We start from the raw sequence: 19382 nt of genomic DNA, 5'->3' as shown, positions 1-19382 counted from the left end.
TCACTACCTGGAGCATCGACCATGAAGAAACCCCTGTTCTCCCTTGCCACCCTCGCGGCGGCCGCGTTCGTTTTCTCGGGCGCCGCGCACGCCCACTTCGTCTGGCTCGAACCCGCCGCGGGCGGCGAGGCCAAGGCCTACTTCGGCGAATGGGCCGACGACCTGCGCGAGACCGAGGCCGGCCACCTGAAGCTGGTCAGCGCGCCGCGCGGCATCGCCGCCGACGGCAAGCAGACGCCGGCCACGCGCCATGCCGACCACTTCGTGGTCAAGGCCGACGCCAGCGGCGACGCGCGCCTCGTGGGCGCCTACGTCAGCGACAAGGGCGTGGCGAGCCTGTACCAGGCGCGCACCGGTCGCACCGAAACCGTCGCGCGCCACACGCTCGAGCTCGTGCCGCAGGCCGCCAACAGCAACAGCTTCACGCTGCTGCTGGCGGGCAAGCCGCTGCCCAAGGCCGAGGTGGTCGTGTTCGGCCCGCCCAAGTGGGAGAAGAAGTTCACCACCGACGACGCCGGCCAAGTCACGCTGCAGACGCCCTGGCCCGGCCAGTACGTGGTCGAGGTGAACCACACCGACAAGGACGGCAAGGGCAGCTGGGACGGCAAGCCCTACACGCAGACGCGCCACGTCGCCACGCTGAGCTTCGTCGTCCGGTGAGGGCGGGGCTTCCGGCGCGGGGGTGCTTTCGATGAGCACCTTCGCGCTGGTGTGCGCCCTGTTCGCGTCGGCGCTCGGCGGCTTCGTCACGCTGAGCCTGGCGATGGACCGGCACTACGAAGACGCCCACGGGCGCGGCCGCACGCCGGGCCCGTCGCGGCCCTGGCAGCAGCTGGGTGGCGCGGCGCTGCTGCTCCTCTCGCTGGTCGCAGCACTCCGGCTGCGCGGGCCGGCCATGGGCTGGGTGCTGTGGCTGGGCGCCCTCACGGCCGCCGCGCTCGTGGTGGTCGGCCTCGTGAGCTACCGGCCCGGCTGGGCGCGGCGCGTCGGCGCCGTGGCCTCGGTGCTGGGCGTCGCCACGGCGGCGGCGTACGGGCTGCTCCTGCTTCCATAGCAGGGCGCCCGGAGGGGGCGCGCGGGCTGTCGCCTGCGCTACGCGCGGGGTCTTGGCCCGCGACTACGATGCGGCTGCGTCGCCGATGCCCGGCACATTCACCCACCAAGGAGACACCATGAGCAGCGCCCTCACCAACCACCAGGTCCGTCTTGCCAAGCGCCCCGAGGGCACGGCCACGCGCGAGCACTGGCGCTTCAGCACCGAGCCCGTGGCCCAGCCCGACGAAGGCGGCGTGCTGGTCAAGACGCTGTCGCTGTCGCTCGACCCCGCCATGCGCGGCTGGCTCAACGACGCCAAGAGCTACATCCCGCCCGTGGCCATCGACGAGGTGATGCGCGCCGGCGGCATCGGCCGCGTGGTGGCCTCGAAGAACCCGCAGTTCGCCGTGGGCGACACCGTGTACGGCACGCTCGGCGTGCAGGAATACATGCTGATCCCGCAGGACCAGATCAAGCGCAACGGCCTCGTGAAGGTCGACCTGCGCGTGGGCACCATCACCCAGTGGCTCAACGTGCTGGGCATGCCCGGCATGACCGGCTACTTCGGCCTGATGGACGTGGGCATGCCCCAGGCAGGCGAAACCGTCGTCGTCTCGGGCGCGGCCGGCGCCGTGGGCCAGACCGTGGGCCAGCTGGCCAAGATCAAGGGCTGCCGCGTGGTCGGCATCGCCGGCGGCGCCGCCAAGTGCGACTGGGTGGTGAAGGAGCTGGGCTTCGACGCCTGCATCGACTACAAGGCCGGCGCGGGCGCGGTGCGCGAAGGCCTCAAGACCCACTGCCCGAAGGGCGTGGACATCTACTTCGACAACGTCGGCGGCGACATCCTGGACGCCGTGCTGGCGCGCCTGGCACGCAAGGCCCGCGTGATCATCTGCGGCGCCATCAGCCAGTACAACAACGCCAACAGCATGCCGGCCGCCGGCCCGAAGAACTACCTGAGCCTGCTGGTGAACCGCGCGCGCATGGAAGGCATCGTGGTGTTCGACTACGCCGACCGCTACCCGATCGCGATCGCCGAAATGGCCGGCTACCTGAAGGACGGCCGCATGAAGAGCAAGGAAGACGTCGTGAAGGGGCTCGATACCTTCCCCGAGTCGCTGAACAAGCTGTTCGCGGGGGAGAACTTCGGCAAGCTGGTGTTGCAAGTCGCCGAAGACTGACGCTGCCGAAAGCGTCCGCAGCCCCGTCGTTCGGGGCTGCCCCCCCAGTGGGGCATCAGGAGGGCGACGGACCGTTGGCAAGCGCAGGAGGGCCTTGCACAACGGTCGGTCAGACCTTCGACGAGATGATGGCTTCCAGCTGGGACCCTGCCGGAATCTCCCCGATCCTGGACAGCAGTTCATCCGGCCAACGGGCGGGCGTGCTCGTGGCTTTTACCGCCGCCATGTAGAAGGCGGTGAAGATGAAAAACAAGCTGATCCATGGAAAGCCGAGCACCCCGAAAAGAACGCTCCAGGGGTGCGTCTTGAGGGACTGATGGGGCGGGATGACCCACTTTCCGATGGAGCGAAGAATGCTTCCTTGGGGCTGCAGGCGAAGGTCCTCCATGTCAGCGCCAATGGCGCGACGGTTGCGCATGAAGCGACGCGAGGCATTGATGAGCCCGGAAACAACCATGGCGCCGCTCAAGCGATCGAAGGTCTGCGTGACCGGTATTTCGACGCTGCGTCCCTCGCTCGGGCCAGAGCTTTCGATCCGCAGGAAATGCTGGTGCAGCCGTTGTCCAGCGCTCGATTCGCGGCTGGTCTCGACGGTATAGAAACGAACTTCTTTCCATGGCACAGCGCGCAGTTGGCCATCGCTTGCCCAGTAGCCCCGCCGCGCTTCGCGATCGAAAACTGCATAGATCGGCGCACGCTGAAACAGAAAGCTTCGAGGATAAAAAAGCTGCGTGCAGACCATCACAACCAGGAACATGGCGAAGCCAAACGAGGGAAGAAAAGATGCCCATTCGTTGGGCCCGTCGCCTGTGCCCAGGATGAAGGTCGCGCACAGCACGCAGAGCAAGACAATCGAGCAGAACGATGCGAATGCTGCGCCCGTCCGCAACCTGCTTCGCGCAGGCCCGATGAGGACGATGTTGTCGCTGACCTTGTGCAGCACTGCCGACAGGGCCCCATCCGAGGGGGGATTCAATGAGGTCACCTTGCTCTCGGTACAGGTTGGTATGGAAAGGGGGAAATTCTGACAACCTCCGCGCTTCGTCAGTGGCCCGGTCGTGTGACCGACCTGCACGCATGGACCGCAGCAAGATACTGGACGCTCTGGGGGCCGTCATTCAAGCGGGGCTGAAGGCCGACCCGATGCACTGGCTGTGGCCCAGAATCTGCGCACCCAGACCCATCGAGCCCTGATGGGATGATTTTCAAGAAAATGCAGCACGATACAGCTGCACCGGAGGAAGCTGAACGTGCTCAAGCATGGTGAGTTCGTGGCACCAGCCATCGCGCTGCTACAAGGCGTCGAGCCTGCGCCGAACACGGTAGACGACCAGGCGCTCAATGGCGTGCTGGAGCGTTTCAGAAAGAACAAGCGCGCCAGCGACGAGCCCAGTGCCATGAACAATGTGGTGGCGGTGTTCAAGGATGCGATCGTGCTTCAGCAACCGGGGGCATCCGCACAGATGCGCGGATTTGCATTGATGAGCGTGGCGGCCGGCGTTGTCGTCCAGACATGGACCCTCTGGATGGCGGTTTCCTCGGGAATATTGAGCGTGTTCACGTCCTGGCGGCATCCGTTCCTGGCGCTGGAGATGGTGGTCATTGCATTCCTGGCTTTCTACGTTTTTCCTCGCTGGTACCTTTTCTTCTTGCGCATGGACCTTTTTGCCCCCGAGGACGAGCCGACCGTCTTCGACCGCAAGCACCGCAAGGTCTATCGCCTGTTTCCGCCGCTCGACGGTTCTGCCGACAGCGGGTGGCAGCGCATGCGCCTCAAACCCATCGCGCTGCAGGCGGTGGAATACGACTGGGCCTGCATCACGGCCGAACACCGTGTGACGTTGGCATCCACTGGCCAGGCCCTCTCGCGCCTGCACAGCCTGACGCTGGTGGTGCGCGACTACCGCAAGCCCGACGAAAAAGAAGGCCGCCTGCTTGATGAATTCGATGTGGGCAACAGCTTGGGCATGGGCGAGTACACCGTGCCGATGCTGTGGGAGCACATCCGTCGCTTCATGGAAGACGGGGGGCCTGGTGTTCCGCAGGGCGAGCAGCTTCAAATCTTCGAGCCCCCCCGCAGCTTGTGGCAAAGCATGGGCGTGGTCAGCCCCTTCGGACCCAAGCTGGGCTGGTGGTGGAGAACCAACCGTTTTCCGACCGTTCTTTTTCTGCTCCTTTTTCCTGTGACGTTGCCGTTCTTCACCCTGTGGGCGCTGTGCAACTGGATCAGCCACATGACCATGCGCAAGGTCATCTGGCCGCAGGAGGTACTGGAACGGGTGGGGCGGCCTTTGCCCGTCAGGAAGTCGCCTTGAGCGGCGAAAGCGACAGCGTCGCCGTGCCCCGCCGATTGCACGGCGCATCGGCCGCCGGAGATCGATGCCCCAGGCGACGGGTCAATCGTCCAGGTTGGGCCGCATCGGAATGTCGCCCATCGCATCGTCCTCGCGCAGGCCGCGCGCGGCCTTCAGCAGTTCGATCGAGAGGCCGTCGCCGTGGCCTGCGAAGCCCTGGGCGATGCCTTCGAGCACGGTCGACAGGTTGGTGTCGCCGTCGGTGCGGGCGTCCATGCTGATGTTCAGGACCCGCGCCGCCATCTGCCGGTAGGTGACGGCGCCCGCGCCCTCCAGCGCGGCCACCAGGTCGAGGTACAGCGCCAGGTTCATGTCGAACACCAGCTTGGGCGTGATCTCGAAATCCTCGGTCTTGTTGTTCTTCTGATCCATGGGGGTGACTCCTTTTTCCTGAGCCTCCACTCTAGCCACAAAAAACGACAAGCTCTGTCGGGCATCGCCCTGATTTGTCTCATTTCGCACGCGTGCCCATCACGGCGGCCGAGATGATCAACGCCGCCGCCAGCGCGATGCTGGCCGTGAGCGCCCGGCCGGTCACGGCCAGCAGCAGCGCGGTGGAGGCCAGCGGCGTGAGGTAGCTCAGGATGCCGATCTGCCGCGCGTCGCCGCGCTTGAGCGCCATGTCCCACACGAAGAAGGCCGCGCCCAGCGGGCCCAGGCCGCACAGCGCGACCAGCAGCCCGTCTTTCGCCGACAGCGCCACCGACGGCTCCAGCAGCGCATGGCAGGCCAGCGAGAGCGCGCCCGACACCAGCCCGAACAGGCCGATGGCCGAGGTCGGGAAGGGCGTGACGCGCTGCGTCCACAGCGAGTAGCTGGCCCAGATGAAGGCCGAGCCGGCCGCCGGCAGGAAGCCCCAGTACGTGGCGGGCGCGCCGGGAAGCACAGCGCTGCCGCCGCGCGCGCCGAGGATCGCGATGGCCGCGCCCGCAAAGCCCAGCAGCGCCGCCACCACGTGCAGCGGGCGCAGCGACACGCCCGGCAGCAGCACCGGCGCCAGCACCACCATGAGCAGCGGCCAGAGGTAGTTCACGAGGTTGGCCTCGACCGGCGGTGCATGCCGCAGCGCGATGAAAAGCAAAAAGTGAAAGCCGAAGAGCCCGTACACCCCGAGCGCCAGCGTGCGCGGCGGCACGCGCCAGGCGCGGCGGTCGCGCAGCACCAGCGGCCAGCTCGGCACGCTGCCGACGATCAGCGCCAGCCCGGTCAGCAGGAAGGGCGGCAGGTGCGACAGCGCGGTGCCGAAGGTGGCGAGCGTGGCCCACAGCGCGATGGCGAGCAGGGCGTAGAAGGTGGCGGGCATGGACGCCGAGGCTACGCGCCGCGCTCGTCGCGGCCCGACGGTGCGTCGTCGCGCAACGACGGTGTCAGCGGCGCAGCGCGGCCGTGAGCGCCGACGGCGAGCGGTAGCCCGTGCGGCGCGCCGTCTCGGCCACGCTCAGGCCTTCGAGCCGCAGTTCGCGTGCATGGGCCAGCCGCAGCGTGCGCAGCCAGAGCATCGCACTCTGGCCCTGTTCCTCGCGGCAGCGCTGCGCGAACTGGCTGGGGCTCAGGCAGGCGACATCGGCCAGGTCGGCCACGCCCAGCGGCCGGTGCCAGTTCGCCTGCGCCCAGGCCGCGAGGGCCGGCCAGTCGATGCGGCGGCGGCGCGTGTCGGCAACCGACGGGGCGGCGCCCCAGGCCTCGAGCAGCAGCGCCGGGCCGTGCTGCAGGGCGAGCGCCGCGTGCTGCGGCTGCTGCAGGCAGTGTGCGAGGTAGCGGGCCAGCGCGTGCAGCCGGGGTGCATCGGCCGGCGGCTGTTCGACGCAGCGCGCCCACGGGGCATGCGGGGTGTCGAGCACGAGGCAGACGCTGCCGCCGCGCCGGGCCTCGAAGTCGTGCCGGTCGCCGGGCGCGACCACCTGGGCCTGGCCCGTGCCGATGCCCGAGCCGCGGCCTTCGACTTCGATCTCGAGCACGCCGTCGAGCCCGAGCAGCACCTGGAAGTGGTCGTGCGCGTGGCTGCCGCGAGATTGCGTGTAGTCGCGCAATGAGAGGACAGGGGCGGGCGTGTGCATGGCGGGAGCGATTGTCCGCGCCGCCCCGCCGCCTGTCATCACCCCAGCCGCAGCAGCAGCGCCGAGGCCGCGCACACCAGCAGGAACGGAATGCTGATGCGGTGGAACTCGCGCAGCCCGTGCGGCAGCTTGGCCAGCCGCAGCGCGATCAGGTTGGCCAGCGAGCCCAGCACGCAGCCGAAGCCGCCCACGCTCACGCCGGCCGCCAGCGCGGGCAGGTCGTGCACGTAGCGGTCGAGCAGGATCGCCGCCGGCACGTTGCTGATGACCTGCGAAGCGGCAATGGCCGCCAGGTAGGCGCGCCAGCCCTCGCCGATGGGCCAGTGGCCCAGCAGCGCCGCGATGGCGGGCAGCTCGGCGGCCTGGCGCAGGTCGACGAACATCAGCGCGATGATGGCCAGCAAGGCCCAGTCGATGCCGCGCAGCACGCGCGGGTAGGTGAGCAGCAGCACGCCGAACACCGCGCCCAGGCCGGGCAGCAGCCAGTGGCGGTCGAGCGCGACCACGAAGCCGACGAACAGCACGCCGGCCAGCGCCAGCAGGCGCGGCTGCACGGGCGCGGTCTCGGTCTCCTCGCGCAGCGCGATCGGCGTGCGCGGCACCAGCCACCACACGGCCACGAAGAGCCAGAACAGCATGATCGCCACGGTCGGGCCCATCATGGCCATGAAGCCGAAGAAGCTCTCGCCCGAGCGGTGCCACAGGTACAGGTTCTGCGGGTTGCCGATGGGCGTGAGCGCCGAGCCGGCGTTCACGGCCAGCGCCTGCAGCACCACCAGCCGCGCCAGCGGCAGGTGCGCCTGCACGGCCAGCACGCGCGTGAGCGGCACCAGCAGGAACAGGCTCACGTCGTTGGTCACCAGCGCCGACAGCAGCGCGGCCGTGGCCGTGAGCGCCATCGCCAGCCCGCGCTGGCTGTGCGTGTGGGCCAGCAGGCGCCGCGCGGCGGCCTGCAGCATGCCGCTCTTCTCGACGCCCTGCGTGATGGCGAGCAGGCCCGCCAGCGCGCCCACCGTTTGCCAGTCGACCAGCCGCAGCCAGTCCATCGGCGCGCGCGGGCGCACGAAGGCGAACACGACCGCGACGGCCACGAGCACCCACAGCAGGCCGTTGCCGCCGCCGTGTTCGGGCGGGGCGGTGTCGGTGCTTGCGGCGCTCACTCGGTCAGGCGCTCAGGTCGCGCAGCTCGCGCTTGAGCACCTTGCCGATCGCGCTGCGCGGCAGCTCGTCGATGAAGCGCAGGCGCGCCAGCCGCTGGGTCTTGCCGACCTGCGCGTTGGCCCACTGCAGCAGCGCGTCTTCGGTGGTGGTGTCGCCCTCGCGGCGCACCACGAAGGCCACGGGCGTCTCGCCCCACTGCTCGGACGGAATGCCGACCACCGCCACGTCGGCCACCGCCGCATGGCCGCGCAGCACGCCTTCGAGGTCGCTCGGGTAGATGTTGAAACCGCCGCTGATGATCATGTCCTTCTTGCGGTCGAACAGCGTGAGGAAACCGTCGGCGTCGAAGCGGCCCACGTCGCCGGTGCGGATGAAGCGCTTGCCGGTGGCGTCGAACCACTCGGCCTCGCGCGTCTTCTCGGGCTGGCGGTGGTAGCCGGTCATCATGCCGGCCGAGTGGCCCACCACCTCGCCGGCCACCTCGGTGTTGCCGCGCGGCAGCTCGTTGCCTTCCTCGTCGATCAGGCGGATGTCGCTGCCCGGCGCGGGCTGGCCCACGGTGTGCAGCTTGGTCGGGTTCAGGTGCGCCTCGAGGATGCAGGTGCCGCCGCCTTCGGTCATGCCGTAGAACTCGACCAGCCCGCCCGGCCAGCGCTTGAGCACGTCGGCCTTGAGCGCCGCGTTGAAGGGCGCGCTGGTGCTGAACTTGTGGCGGAAGGTCGAGAGGTCGTGCGCGTCGAAGCGCGGGTGCGCCATCAGCCGCTGGTACTGCACCGGCACGAGCATGGTGTGCGTCACGCGGTGCTTCTCGGCCAGCTGCAGGTAGCCCAGCGCATCGAACTTGGGCATCAGCACCACGCAGCCGCCGAAGGCGAGGGTGGGGAAGAACACCACCAGCGTGGTGTTGGAGTACAGCGGCGTCGACAGCAGCGTGACCGTCTCGGGCCCGTACTCGTACTTCGCGCCGCGCTGGATGTGCGACCAGCGCATGCCATGGCCCTGCACGATGCCCTTGGGCTCGCCGGTGGTGCCCGACGAATAGATGATGTTGAAGGCCCAGTCGGGTTGCACCTCGACGGGTTCCGGCTTCGCGCCGGGCGCCGCGAGCCAGTCGTCGAGCGCGCGGCCGACGTCGGAGCCGTCGAGCGCAATGTGCGGCAGGCCGGTGGCCTGCGCGGCGCCCACCACTTCGGCGGCCGAGGCGTCGGTGAACAGCAGGCGCGCGTCGGCGTCGGTGATCATGCGCGCCAGGCTGGCGGGCGCCGAGCCGGGGGCCAGCGGGGCCACCGCCACGCCCGCGCGCAGCGCGCCCAGGAACACGGCGGCGTAGGGCACCGACGAGGCGGCGCAGACGGCGATGGCGTCGCCCGCGCGCAGGCCGTCGCGCTGCAGGGCGGCGGCGATGCGGTCCATGAGCGCGTCGAGCGCGCGGTAGTCCAGCGTCTGCTGGGCATCGGCCAGCGCGGGGCGCTCGGGCGTGTGCTGGGCGTGGAGGCGGACCAGGTCGGCAAGGGTGCCGAAGTCGCGCGCGGCGGCGTCCTGGAGGGCGGGGTGCAAGTTCAAGGTCGATCCTTCGTCTGGGGCCAGACGGCAGGATAGCGAAGAAGCCCGCCGCGGGGTGTGCCGCCCGCGACGAAACCCTGCTCAGCCGGCCGTGTCGTCGCCCTGCTGCGCCACCTCGAACAGCGCGCGGATCAGCGGCCGGTCCTTGCGCACCGCCAGGCAGCACAGCGAGTAGCTGATCGAGAGTTCGGCGTCGTCGATCTCCACCATCTTCAGGCCGGGCAGCGGAATGCACTCGATCTGCGTCACGAAGCCCACGCCCATGCCGTTGGCCACGGCGTGCAGGATGGCCTCGCGGCTGTTGATCTCCATCACGCAATTCATCTGCACGCCCTGCTGCGCGCAGGCACGCTCGACACGGTGGCGCGTCTTGGAGCCGGGCTCGCGCAGGATCACCGGCTCGCCCGCGATGTCGCGCGTGGCGATGGTGCGTTTCTTCGCCCACGGGTGCTTCGCGGGCACCACGGCCACGATGCGCTCCACGCGGTACGGCACTTGGTGCAGGCCTTCGATCTCGGGCGGCTCCACGAGGATGCCCACGTCGATGTCGAAGTCCTGCAGCCCGCCGAGCGTGGAGGCCTCGGAGCCGATCGACACCGTCAGGTCGAGCCCCGCGTGGCTGCGCTTGAAGCTGCGCGCCAGCTCCAGCGCGATGGGCGGCGACACCGCGCCCACGCGCACCAGCCCCGTGCGCAGCGTGTGGGCGCGCTGCAGGAACTGCATCGCCTCTTCCTCCTGCCCGAACAGGCCCTGCGTGATCGCATACAGCTGCTCGCCCGCGGCCGTGAGCCGCACGGCGCGCCCGCTGCGCAGGAACAGCTCGACGTTGAAGCGCTCTTCCAGCGCCTTGACCTGGTCGGTCACGGTGGGCTGGCCGATGTGCAGGTAGCGCGCGGCCGTGGTGAAGCCGCCGGTCTTGGCGACGGCGTGGAAGCAGCGGATCCACTTGTAGTACTGGTGAAACATGAAGGCGGTCGTGAGGGGCGTGCGCCGAGCCTCCCTCAGATGCGGCGCCGGCGCCTATGCAGGCTTTCCCGAAGGCATCCATCGGTTTTGGACCGAGTGCACGCGCGAAATGCGATTGGACGCCCCGGTGCGCCGCTTCGACACTGCGGCCCAGACAGAAACCGGAGACAAAAAAACATGCCCCACGCCTACCGCAACCCCGTGTCCATTCATTCCGGGCGAGGCAGCCTCGCACGGCTGCCCTCGCTCCTGGCGGGGCGTCGCGTCGCGCTCGTCACCTTCCCCGAGGCCCGCGGGCTCGGGCTGGTCGATCGCCTGCAGGCGCTGCTGGGCGACGCGCTCGTCACCGTCATCGACGACGTGCGCCCCAACCCCGACGTCGCCCACCTGCGCGAGCTGTACAACGGCTTCTGGCAATCGGACGCGCCCTGCGACGCCATCGTGGCGGTCGGCGGCGGCAGCGCCATCGACACGGCCAAGGCCCTGATGGTGGGCACGGCCAACGGCCAGTTCGACGAGCTCGTTGCGCTGCTGGCCACCGGCAAGCCCTTCGTGCCCGCCAGCGTCAAGCCGCTGATCGCCGTGCCGACCACCGCCGGCACCGGCAGCGAGGTGACGCCGTGGGCCACCATCTGGGACGCCGGCAACCAGAAGAAATACTCGCTGCACCTGGACGCCACCTGGCCCGAGGCCGCCATCGTCGACCCCGAGCTCATGCTCTCGGTGCCGGCGGGCACCACGGTGTCGACGGGGCTCGATGCGCTGTCGCACGCGCTCGAAGCGATCTGGAACGTGAATGCCAACCCGGTCTCCGACACCTTCGCCGTCTCGGCCGTGCGCGACATCTTCGATTGCCTGCCGGCGCTGCTCAAGGACCTGGGCAACCTCGACCTGCGCGAGCGCATGGCGCTGGCCGCGCTGAAGGCCGGCATGGCGTTTTCCAACACCAAGACGGCGCTGGCGCATTCCATCTCCTACGAGATGACGCTGCGCCACGGCCTGGCCCACGGCATCGCCTGCTCGTTCACGCTGCCCCTCGTGCTGGAAAAAGCCTGGGCCCGTTCGCCCGACCGCGACCGGACGCTGCAACTGCTGTTCGGCACCGACCTGGCGACCGCCACGCAGCAACTGCGGGCTTTCCTGCAGGGGCTTGGCGTGAAGACCGAGTTTGCCGACTATGGCGTGGCGGACAGCGAAGCGGCGGCCATGATCGCGCGCGCCATGGACGGGGCGCGCGGCAAGAACTTCATCGGCGCGGCGGCGTTGGCCTGACAGGCAGGGACTGCGCAGCGAGACAAGACAGAGACAGCCAGACACGACAGACAGCATGCCGGCCATCGAGCCGGCCCCACGGGCCCCACGCCCGTCAAGACAAGGAGACATACCATGCAAGCGGCCAATCCCATCCTGCAGGCGGGCACCTACGCACGCCCCCTCGACAATTCGTTCCGCAAGGCGCAGTGGCGGATGCTGCTGGCGGCCATGTTCTGCTACTTCTTCTTCTACACGGGGCGCCAGACCTTCGGCTTCGCCATCCCCGGCATCCAGAAGGAGTTCGGCCTCTCCAAGGAAATGCTCGGCTGGGCCTCGACCTCGCTGCTGTGGTGCTATGCCGTCGGGCAGGCCATCAACGGCAACCTGGGCGACAAGTTCGGCGGACGCCGCGTGATGACCGCCGGCGCCATCCTTTCGTGCGCCGCCAACTGGGTCGTGAGCTTCGCGGTCGGCTTCAAGAGCCTGGCCATTCCGTGGGGCATCAACGGCTACTTCCAGGCCCTGGGCTGGGCGCCGGGCAGCCGGCTGCTGTCGAACTGGTGGGGCGCGGGCGAGCGCGGCAAGGTCTACGGCTTCTACGTGTTCGCCGCCGGCTGCGCCTCGGTGCTGTCGTTCGTGACCTCGATCATCGTCGTCAACGTGCTGCACCTCGATTGGCGCTGGATCTTCCGGCTCCCCGTGCTGCTGATGCTGGTGGGCGGCATTGCCTTCTACCTGATCGCTCGTGAGCGGCCGGAAGACCTGGGCTTCAAGTCGCCTGACACCGGCGTGGCGAACAACAACCCGCAGGAAGCCGACAAGGCCGGCGTGGCCGACGGCGAGCCGCAAGAAAGCTCCTGGTCGCGCTACAAGGCCGTGCTCAGCAACCCCAAGCTGATGATCGCCGCGCTGGCCATCGGCTTCCAGAACGCCGCACGCTACGGGCTCATCGTCTGGGTGCCGGTGCACTTCCTGGGCAAGGACTGGGCCAAGGCCGCCGACGGCATGATCGACCCGGCCTGGATCTCGGTGGCGCTGCCCGTGGGCATGGCCTTCGGCGCGCTCACCAACGGCTGGATCTCCGACAAGGTGTTCGGCTCCAAGCGCTACAAGGCCATCGTGCTGTACATGCTGCTGGGCGCCATCGCCTCGATGGGCATGTACCTGCTGCCCACCAGCATCCTCGGCCTGGGGCTGCTGTTCCTGGCGGGCTTCTTCGTCTACGGCCCGGCCTCGTCGTTCTGGGCCCTGTGCCCCGACCTCGTGGGTGCCAAGCGCGCCGGCACCGCCACCGGTGTCATGAATTTCTTCTCGTACCTGCTGGCGGGCCTGGGCGAACCGCTGATCGGCCGAATGCTGGACCACTCGGGCAGCACCTCGGTGGTGTTCCCCATCGTCGCGGCCAGCTGCCTCATCAGTGCCTTCATCGCGCTGTTCATCCGCCGCTGAAGCCCGCGCACCGACACACCCAACTTGCCAAGGAGCATCTCTTCATGAAATCCGATCGACTCGAAGTGAACGGCCGCAGCTACCGCTGGATGGTCCGCCCGGTCGTCGTCGTCTGCGTCGACGGCTGCGAGCCCGCGTACCTCGACGCGGCCATTGCGGCCGGCGTGGCCCCGTACCTCGAGGCCATGCGCAAAGGCGGCGCCGACCTGCTGGCGGACTGCGTCGTGCCTTCGTTCACCAACCCCAACAACCTGTCGATCGTGACCGGTGCGCCGCCGGCCGTGCACGGCATCTGCGGCAACTACTTCTTCGACCGCGAGCTGGGCCAGGAAGTGATGATGAACGACCCCAAGTACCTGCGCGCCGGCACCGTGCTCGCGGCCTTTGCCGACGCGGGCGCCAAGCTCGCGGTGGTCACGGCCAAGGACAAGCTGCGCAAGCTGCTGGGCCACAAGATGAAAGGCATCTGCTTCTCGTCCGAGAAGTCGGACCAGGTGACGATGGAAGAGAACGGCATCGACAACGTGCTCGACATGGTCGGCATGCCGGTGCCCTCGGTGTACAGCGCGGAGCTGTCGGAGTTCGTGTTCGCCGCCGGCGTGAAGCTCATGGAGTCGCGTCGCCCCGACCTCATGTACCTGTCGACCACCGACTACGTGCAGCACAAGGCCGCGCCGGGCAGCCCCGCAGCGAATGCCTTCTACCAAATGATGGATGGCTACCTCGCGCAGCTCGACGCGCTGGGCGCGACCATCGTGCTCACGGCCGACCACGGCATGAACGACAAGCACGGCGCCGACGGCTCGCCCAACGTCATCTACCTGCAGGACGTGCTCGACGGCTGGTACGGCCCGGACCGCGCGCGCGTGATCCTGCCGATCACCGATCCGTACGTGGTGCACCACGGCGCGCTCGGCTCGTTCGCCACCGTGTATGTGCCCAGCGAGGACGAGGTGCCCGGCTGGATCGACCGCATCCAGCGCATCCCCGGCATGCAGCTCGTGCTCTCGCGCAAGGAGGCCGCGCAGCGCTTCGAGTTGCCGCCCGACCGCATCGGCGACATCGTGGTGGTGAGCGAGCAAAGCACCGTCATCGGCACCTCGGCCACGCGCCACGACCTCACGGCGCTCGAAGTGCCACTGCGTTCGCACGGCGGCGTGTCGGAGCAGAAGGTGCCCCTGATCTGCAACCGCCCCGTCGCGGGCGTGGCGAGCACGCGCCGGCTGCGCAACTTCGACGCGCTCGACCTCGCACTGAACCACGCCCAAGGCCCGCTGGTGGCCGCCGCCTGAACTTATTTGACGGAGCATTCCATGAGCAAGTCCGACCACGCCGCCCTGAAGCCCGGCACCGTGTACCGCGAAGCCCTGCGCATCGCGGGCGAGAAAGTCCACCGCGACCGCACCATCGAGGTCACCTACCCGTACACCGGCGAGGTGATCGCCACCGTGCCCAAGGCCACGCTGGACGACGTGCGCCATGCCCTGCGCATCGCCCGCGACTACAAGCCCACGCTCACGCGTTACGAGCGCTACAAGATCCTCATGCGCGCCGGCGAGATCATCGCTTCGCGCCTGGACGAGATGTCGCGCACCATCACGCTCGAATCGGGCCTGTCGCGCAAGGACTCGCTGTACGAAGTGGGCCGCGCCTCCGACGTGCTGCTGTTCGCCGCCAACCAGGCGCTGGTGGACGACGGCCAGGTGTTCTCCTGCGACCTCACGCACCACGGCAAGAGCCGCAAGGTCTACACGATGCGCGAGCCGCTCCTGGGCGCCATCACCGCCATCACGCCGTTCAACCATCCGCTGAACCAGGTGATCCACAAGGTGGCGCCGGCCATTGCGACCAACAATCGCATCGTCTTGAAGCCCAGCGAGAAGACGCCGCTCACGGCCTTCCTGCTGGCCGACATCCTGTACGAGGCAGGGCTGCCGCCGCAGATGCTGTCGGTGCTCACGGGCGACCCGAAGGAGATCGCCGACGAGCTGCTGACCAATGCCGACGTCGACCTGGTCACCTTCACGGGTGGCGTGCCCATCGGCAAGTACATCGCGGGCAAGGCCACCTACAAGCGCCAGATTTTGGAGCTGGGCGGCAACGACCCGATCATCGTGATGGAAGACGCGGACATCGAGGAGGCGGCGACGCTCGCTGCCAACGGGTCTTACAAGAACTCGGGCCAGCGGTGCACGGCGGTGAAACGCATGCTGGTGCACGAAGCTGTCGCCGACCGCTTCGTCGAGCTGCTGGTGCAGAAGACCAAGGCGCTGAAGTACGGCGACCCGATGGACCCCGACACCGACATGGGCACCGTGATCGACGAAGCAGCGGCGAAGCAGTTCGAAGCCGTGGTCAACGAAGCCATCGCGGCCGGCGCCAAGCTCCTGTACGGCAACGAACGCCGCGGCGCGCTGTACTCGCCCACCGTGCTTGACCACGTCGACCCCGAGATGACGGTCGCCAAGCACGAGACCTTCGGCCCCGTGTCGCCCGTCATCCGCTTCAGGAACATCGACGAGGCGATCCGCATCTCCAACGGCACGGCCTACGGCCTGTCGTCCTCGGTCTGCACCAACCGCCTGGACTACATCACGCGCTTCATCCGCGAGCTGAACGTGGGCAGCGTCAACGTGCGCGAGGTGCCGGGCTACCGGCTGGAGCTCACGCCCTTCGGCGGCATCAAGGACTCGGGCCTGGGCTACAAGGAAGGCGTGCTCGAGGCGATGAAGAGCTTCACCAACACCAAGACCTACTCGCTGCCATGGTGAGCGGCGCGGCGCACGAGGCGCATGGCGCGTCGCGCGCCGTGCGTGAGACCCCACCGCCGATGGCGCTGGCCGTGGCGGCCAAGTGGCTGTCGCGCTACAGCCGCGCGCCCATGCCTTCGTCCAAGGTGACCGACGCGGAAAGTGGGACCGCCGGCGATGGGGACCGCAACGCCGCACGCTGGATCGCCTGACCCGCCAGCACGCGCGCCTGCGCGTCGGCTGCGAGGATCTCGTCCAGGTTCTCGTGCGCAGATGCGGGCGCGTGTTGCAGGCAGTCTTCCACCACGTGCGCAATGTCGGTGTAGCGCAGGCGCCCGTTCAGGAACGCATCGACCGCCACTTCGTTCGCCGCATTGAGCGTCACGCTGGCCGTGCACCCCTCGCGCAGCACCTCCAGCGCCAGGCGCAGGCAGGGAAAGCGCTTCAGCTCGGGCGCGGCGAAGCTCAGGTGGGCGAGCTGCAGGAAGTCCAGCGGCGCCACGCCCGAGTCGATGCGCTCGGGCCAGGCCAGCGCGTGCGCGATCGGCGTGCGCATGTCGGGGCGGCCCAGCTGCGCCAGCATCGACTGGTCGGCATAGGCCACCATCGAATGGATCACGCTCTGCGGATGGATCACCACCTCGATGCGCCCGGGCGGCATCGCGAACAGCCAGCGCGCCTCGATGGTCTCGAGGCCCTTGTTCATCATCGTCGCGGAGTCGACCGATATCTTGCGGCCCATGCGCCAGGTCGGGTGCGCGCAGGCCTCGTCGGGCGTGACGCGGTCCAGCGCCTCCAGCGGGCGGTGCAGGAACGGCCCGCCCGACGCGGTGAGCACCAGCCGCTGCACGCCCGCGCCGCCGGCCGGTGCGCCCGCCAGGCACTGGAAGATCGCGTTGTGCTCGCTGTCCAGCGGCAGCAGCGTGGCGCCGTGCGCGGCCACCGCGCGCATGAACAGCGCACCGGACATCACGAGCGCCTCCTTGTTCGCCAGCAGGATCTTCTTGCCCGCGCGCGCCGCCGCCAGCGACGACAGCAGCCCCGCCGCGCCGACGATGGCCGCCACCACAGTGTCGCAGCCCGCCGATTGCGCGACCTCGCACAGCGCCTGCGGGCCGTGCATGACCTCGGTGCGCAGGCCGGCCGCGCGCAGCCGGGCCTGCAACTGCATGGCGCCTGGCGCATCACCGACCACCGCGACCTCGGGGCGGAAGGCGACGCAGTGCGTGAAGAGCTTGCCGAGGTTGCGGTGCGCCGTCAGCGCATGCACCGTGAAGCGGTCGGGGTGGCGCGCCACGAGGTCGAGCCTGCTGTCGCCGATCGACCCGGTGGCACCGAGCAGGGTGAGGCGTTGCGTGGCCATGGGGATGCTTAAGCGGAAGCGATCGGCACGACGCGCTCGCGCGACGACGGCTTCATCCACGCACCGAGCCGCTCGCTCGCCTCGGCATCGGCGCCGTAGCGCGCGGCCACGTAGGTCTCGACCAGCCGCGTGAAGTCGTCGGCGATGTGCTCGCCCTTGAGCGTCAGCGCGCGTTCGCCGTCGATGTACACCGGCGCCACCGGCTGCTCGCCCGAGCCCGGCAGCGAGATGCCCAGGTGCGCGAGCCGGCTCTCGCCGGGGCCGTTGACCACGCAGCCCATCACGGCCACGTGCATGTCTTCCACGCCCGGAAAGCGCACGCGCCAGGCCGGCGCCTGCGCGTGCAGCCAGCCTTCGATCTGGCTGGCCAGCGACTGGAAGAAGGTGCTCGTGGTGCGCCCGCAGCCGGGGCAGGCGGTCACGCTGGGCGTGAAGGCGCGCAGGCCCATCGACTGCAAAATTTGCTGCGCCACCAGCACCTCGCGCGTGCGGTCGCCGTTCGGCTCGGGCGTGAGCGACACGCGGATGGTGTCGCCGATGCCCTGCTGCAGCAGCACGCCCATCGCGGTGGCCGAGGCCACGATGCCCTTGGAGCCCATGCCGGCCTCGGTCAGGCCCAGGTGCAGCGGGTAGTCGCAGCGCGCGGCGAGTTCGCGGTACACGGCGATCAGGTCCTGCCCCTGGCTCACCTTGGCCGACAGCACGATGCGATCGGGCGGCAGGCCGACGTCTTCGGCGCGCGCCGCGTTCTCCAGCGCCGAAACGATGAGCGCCTGGCGCATCACCTCGTCCGCCGGCTGCGGCTGCGCCGCCTGCGCGTTGGCGTCCATCAGGCGCGCCAGCAGTGCGGGGTCGAGGCTGCCCCAGTTCACGCCGATGCGCACCGGCTTGCCGTGGCGGCAGGCGATCTCGATGAGCTGGCAGAACTGCGCGTCGCGCTTGTCGCCCCGGCCCACGTTGCCGGGGTTGATGCGGTACTTGGCCAGCGCCTGCGCGCAGTCGGGGTGCTGCGCGAGCAGGCGGTGGCCGTTGAAGTGGAAGTCGCCCACCAGCGGCACGTGCACCTGCTGGCGCGCGAGCGCGTCGCGGATCGGCGCCACCTGCGCGGCGGCCTCTTCGTTGTTCACGGTGAGGCGCACCAGCTCGGCCCCGGCGCGCGCGAGCGCAGCGACCTGTGCCACGGTGGCGGCCGCGTCGGCGGTGTCGGTGTTGGTCATGGCCTGCACGGCCACGGGCGCGTCGCCGCCGATGCGCACGGTGCCCACGCGCACCTGCCGCGAGAGGCGGCGTGCGACGGGCGGTTTCATGGCACGGCCACTTCCGTTGCGAGTTCCGCCGGCAGGCGGAACACCACATGCTCCTCGCGCCCGGGCAGCGTCAGCAGTTCCACCTCGGCCAGCCGGCGCAGCGCGGCGACCACGTCCTGCACCATGGTCTCGGGCGCCGACGCGCCGGCGGTGACGCCCACCGCGCCGGCGTCGCGCACCCAGTCGGGCTTGAGCTCGCTGCCCTGCGCGATGAGGTAGCTGCGCACGCCGGCCTGCGCCGCGATCTCGCGCAGGCGCTGCGAGTTGGAGCTGTTCTGCGCGCCGACCACCAGCACCACGTCGACCTGCTGGCTCAGTTCGCGCACGGCCGTCTGCCGGTTCTGCGTGGCGTAGCAGATGTCGCGCGTGTCGGGCCCGACGATCTGCGGAAAGCGCCGCTGCAGCGCATCGATGATGCCGCGCGTGTCGTCCACCGACAGCGTGGTCTGCGTGATGTAGGCCAGCGGCGTGTCGGCATCGAGCACCAGCGCGTCCACGTCGGCCTCGGTCTGCACCAGCGTGACCGGCGCGGGAATCTGCCCCAGCGTGCCGGTCACCTCGGGGTGCCCGGCGTGGCCGATGAGGATCAGCGCATAGCCCTTGGCGGCATAGCGGCGCCCCTGCTCGTGCACCTTGGTGACCAGCGGGCAGGTGGCGTCGATCGCGCGCAGGCCGCGCGCGCGGGCCTCGACCTCCACCGCGTGGCTCACGCCATGCGCGCTGAAGATCGCCACCGCGTCCGCGGGCACTTCGGCCAGCTCTTCGACGAAGACCGCGCCCTGGGCCTTCAGGTCGTCGACGACGTGCTTGTTGTGCACGATCTCGTGGCGCACGTAGATGGGCGTGCCGTGGCGCCGCAGCGCGTGTTCGACCGTGTCGATGGCCCGCACGACGCCGGCGCAGAAGCCTCGGGGTTGGGCAAGGATGACGCGCATGGTGGAG

18 protein-coding genes are annotated in these 19382 nt (G+C 69.2%); 8 read left to right on the top strand and 10 right to left on the bottom strand.

Annotated elements, in window-relative coordinates:
• Window positions 1-21: 21 nt before the first annotated feature.
• From ACAM42_RS31085 to ACAM42_RS31075, 3 genes are all read left to right on the top strand, one after another.
• Window positions 22-660: a DUF4198 domain-containing protein gene (locus ACAM42_RS31085; RefSeq protein WP_095747033.1), complete on the top strand. Its 639-nt coding sequence runs from the start codon at window positions 22-24 to the stop codon at window positions 658-660.
• 31 nt (window positions 661-691) lie between these two features.
• Window positions 692-1054 (top strand): DUF3325 domain-containing protein, encoded by a 363-nt coding sequence (locus ACAM42_RS31080; RefSeq protein WP_143599174.1) that lies wholly within the window; start codon window positions 692-694, stop codon window positions 1052-1054.
• A 118-nt stretch (window positions 1055-1172) separates the two neighbouring features.
• Window positions 1173-2216 (top strand): NADP-dependent oxidoreductase, encoded by a 1044-nt coding sequence (locus ACAM42_RS31075; RefSeq protein WP_369630451.1) that lies wholly within the window; start codon window positions 1173-1175, stop codon window positions 2214-2216.
• A gap of 109 nt (window positions 2217-2325) precedes the next feature.
• On the opposite strand, the gene ACAM42_RS31070 is transcribed toward ACAM42_RS31075, so the two are convergent.
• The gene (locus ACAM42_RS31070; RefSeq protein ID WP_369630450.1) at window positions 2326-3201 is read right to left on the bottom strand and encodes a hypothetical protein; all 876 of its coding nucleotides are present in this window, start codon (window positions 3199-3201) and stop codon (window positions 2326-2328) included.
• Window positions 3202-3466: 265 nt separating this feature from the next.
• Here ACAM42_RS31070 and ACAM42_RS31065 point away from each other — a divergent pair, with 265 nt between their 5' ends.
• The gene (locus ACAM42_RS31065; protein ID WP_369630449.1) at window positions 3467-4531 is read left to right on the top strand and encodes a DUF6708 domain-containing protein; all 1065 of its coding nucleotides are present in this window, start codon (window positions 3467-3469) and stop codon (window positions 4529-4531) included.
• An 81-nt stretch (window positions 4532-4612) separates the two neighbouring features.
• Here the strand turns inward: ACAM42_RS31065 and ACAM42_RS31060 are convergent, their stop codons facing one another.
• From ACAM42_RS31060 to ACAM42_RS31035, 6 genes are all read right to left on the bottom strand, one after another.
• Entirely contained in the window at window positions 4613-4942 is a 330-nt protein-coding gene (locus ACAM42_RS31060; RefSeq protein ID WP_095747028.1) for a hypothetical protein, read from the bottom strand.
• A 79-nt stretch (window positions 4943-5021) separates the two neighbouring features.
• Entirely contained in the window at window positions 5022-5873 is an 852-nt protein-coding gene (locus ACAM42_RS31055) for a DMT family transporter (protein WP_369630448.1), read from the bottom strand.
• 64 nt (window positions 5874-5937) lie between these two features.
• Window positions 5938-6627, bottom strand: a complete 690-nt coding sequence (locus ACAM42_RS31050; RefSeq protein WP_369630447.1) for a helix-turn-helix domain-containing protein — start codon at window positions 6625-6627, stop codon at window positions 5938-5940.
• 38 nt (window positions 6628-6665) lie between these two features.
• The gene (locus tag ACAM42_RS31045) at window positions 6666-7787 is read right to left on the bottom strand and encodes an SLC13 family permease (protein WP_369630446.1); all 1122 of its coding nucleotides are present in this window, start codon (window positions 7785-7787) and stop codon (window positions 6666-6668) included.
• Between the two features lie 4 nt (window positions 7788-7791).
• Window positions 7792-9345: a class I adenylate-forming enzyme family protein gene (locus tag ACAM42_RS31040; protein WP_369632825.1), complete on the bottom strand. Its 1554-nt coding sequence runs from the start codon at window positions 9343-9345 to the stop codon at window positions 7792-7794.
• A gap of 87 nt (window positions 9346-9432) precedes the next feature.
• Complete coding sequence (locus ACAM42_RS31035) at window positions 9433-10317, bottom strand: LysR substrate-binding domain-containing protein (protein ID WP_369630445.1); 885 nt, start codon at window positions 10315-10317, stop codon at window positions 9433-9435.
• 177 nt (window positions 10318-10494) lie between these two features.
• On the opposite strand from ACAM42_RS31035, the gene psrA reads away from it, so the two are divergent.
• From psrA to phnY, 4 genes are all read left to right on the top strand, one after another.
• Window positions 10495-11589, top strand: coding sequence for an iron-containing alcohol dehydrogenase PsrA (gene psrA, locus ACAM42_RS31030; protein ID WP_369630444.1), 1095 nt, complete (start codon window positions 10495-10497; stop codon window positions 11587-11589).
• Window positions 11590-11703: 114 nt separating this feature from the next.
• On the top strand, window positions 11704-13020 hold the full coding sequence (locus tag ACAM42_RS31025; RefSeq protein ID WP_062480079.1) for an MFS transporter: 1317 nt from the start codon (window positions 11704-11706) through the stop codon (window positions 13018-13020).
• Between the two features lie 44 nt (window positions 13021-13064).
• The gene (gene phnA, locus ACAM42_RS31020) at window positions 13065-14312 is read left to right on the top strand and encodes a phosphonoacetate hydrolase (protein WP_095950119.1); all 1248 of its coding nucleotides are present in this window, start codon (window positions 13065-13067) and stop codon (window positions 14310-14312) included.
• Window positions 14313-14333: 21 nt separating this feature from the next.
• Complete coding sequence (gene phnY, locus ACAM42_RS31015; protein ID WP_369630443.1) at window positions 14334-15791, top strand: phosphonoacetaldehyde dehydrogenase; 1458 nt, start codon at window positions 14334-14336, stop codon at window positions 15789-15791.
• A gap of 94 nt (window positions 15792-15885) precedes the next feature.
• Here the strand turns inward: phnY and ispC are convergent, their stop codons facing one another.
• Genes ispC through ispH form a run of 3 tightly spaced genes read right to left on the bottom strand, consistent with a single transcriptional unit; the run spans window position 15886 to window position 19375 of the window.
• Complete coding sequence (gene ispC / locus ACAM42_RS31010; protein WP_369630442.1) at window positions 15886-17133, bottom strand: 1-deoxy-D-xylulose-5-phosphate reductoisomerase; 1248 nt, start codon at window positions 17131-17133, stop codon at window positions 15886-15888.
• A gap of 8 nt (window positions 17134-17141) precedes the next feature.
• Entirely contained in the window at window positions 17142-18440 is a 1299-nt protein-coding gene (gene ispG, locus ACAM42_RS31005) for a flavodoxin-dependent (E)-4-hydroxy-3-methylbut-2-enyl-diphosphate synthase (RefSeq protein ID WP_369630441.1), read from the bottom strand.
• Window positions 18437-19375: a 4-hydroxy-3-methylbut-2-enyl diphosphate reductase gene (ispH, locus tag ACAM42_RS31000; RefSeq protein ID WP_369630440.1), complete on the bottom strand. Its 939-nt coding sequence runs from the start codon at window positions 19373-19375 to the stop codon at window positions 18437-18439. Before ispH ends, ispG begins: the two co-directional genes overlap by 4 nt.
• Between the last annotated feature and the right edge of the window lie 7 nt (window positions 19376-19382).

It is taken from the genome of Variovorax sp. V35, assembly GCF_041154465.1.
Classification (GTDB): domain Bacteria; phylum Pseudomonadota; class Gammaproteobacteria; order Burkholderiales; family Burkholderiaceae_C; genus Variovorax; species Variovorax boronicumulans.
Note: the sequence above shows the minus strand (reverse complement) of the source record. Positions and strands in the feature narration are given on the sequence as shown.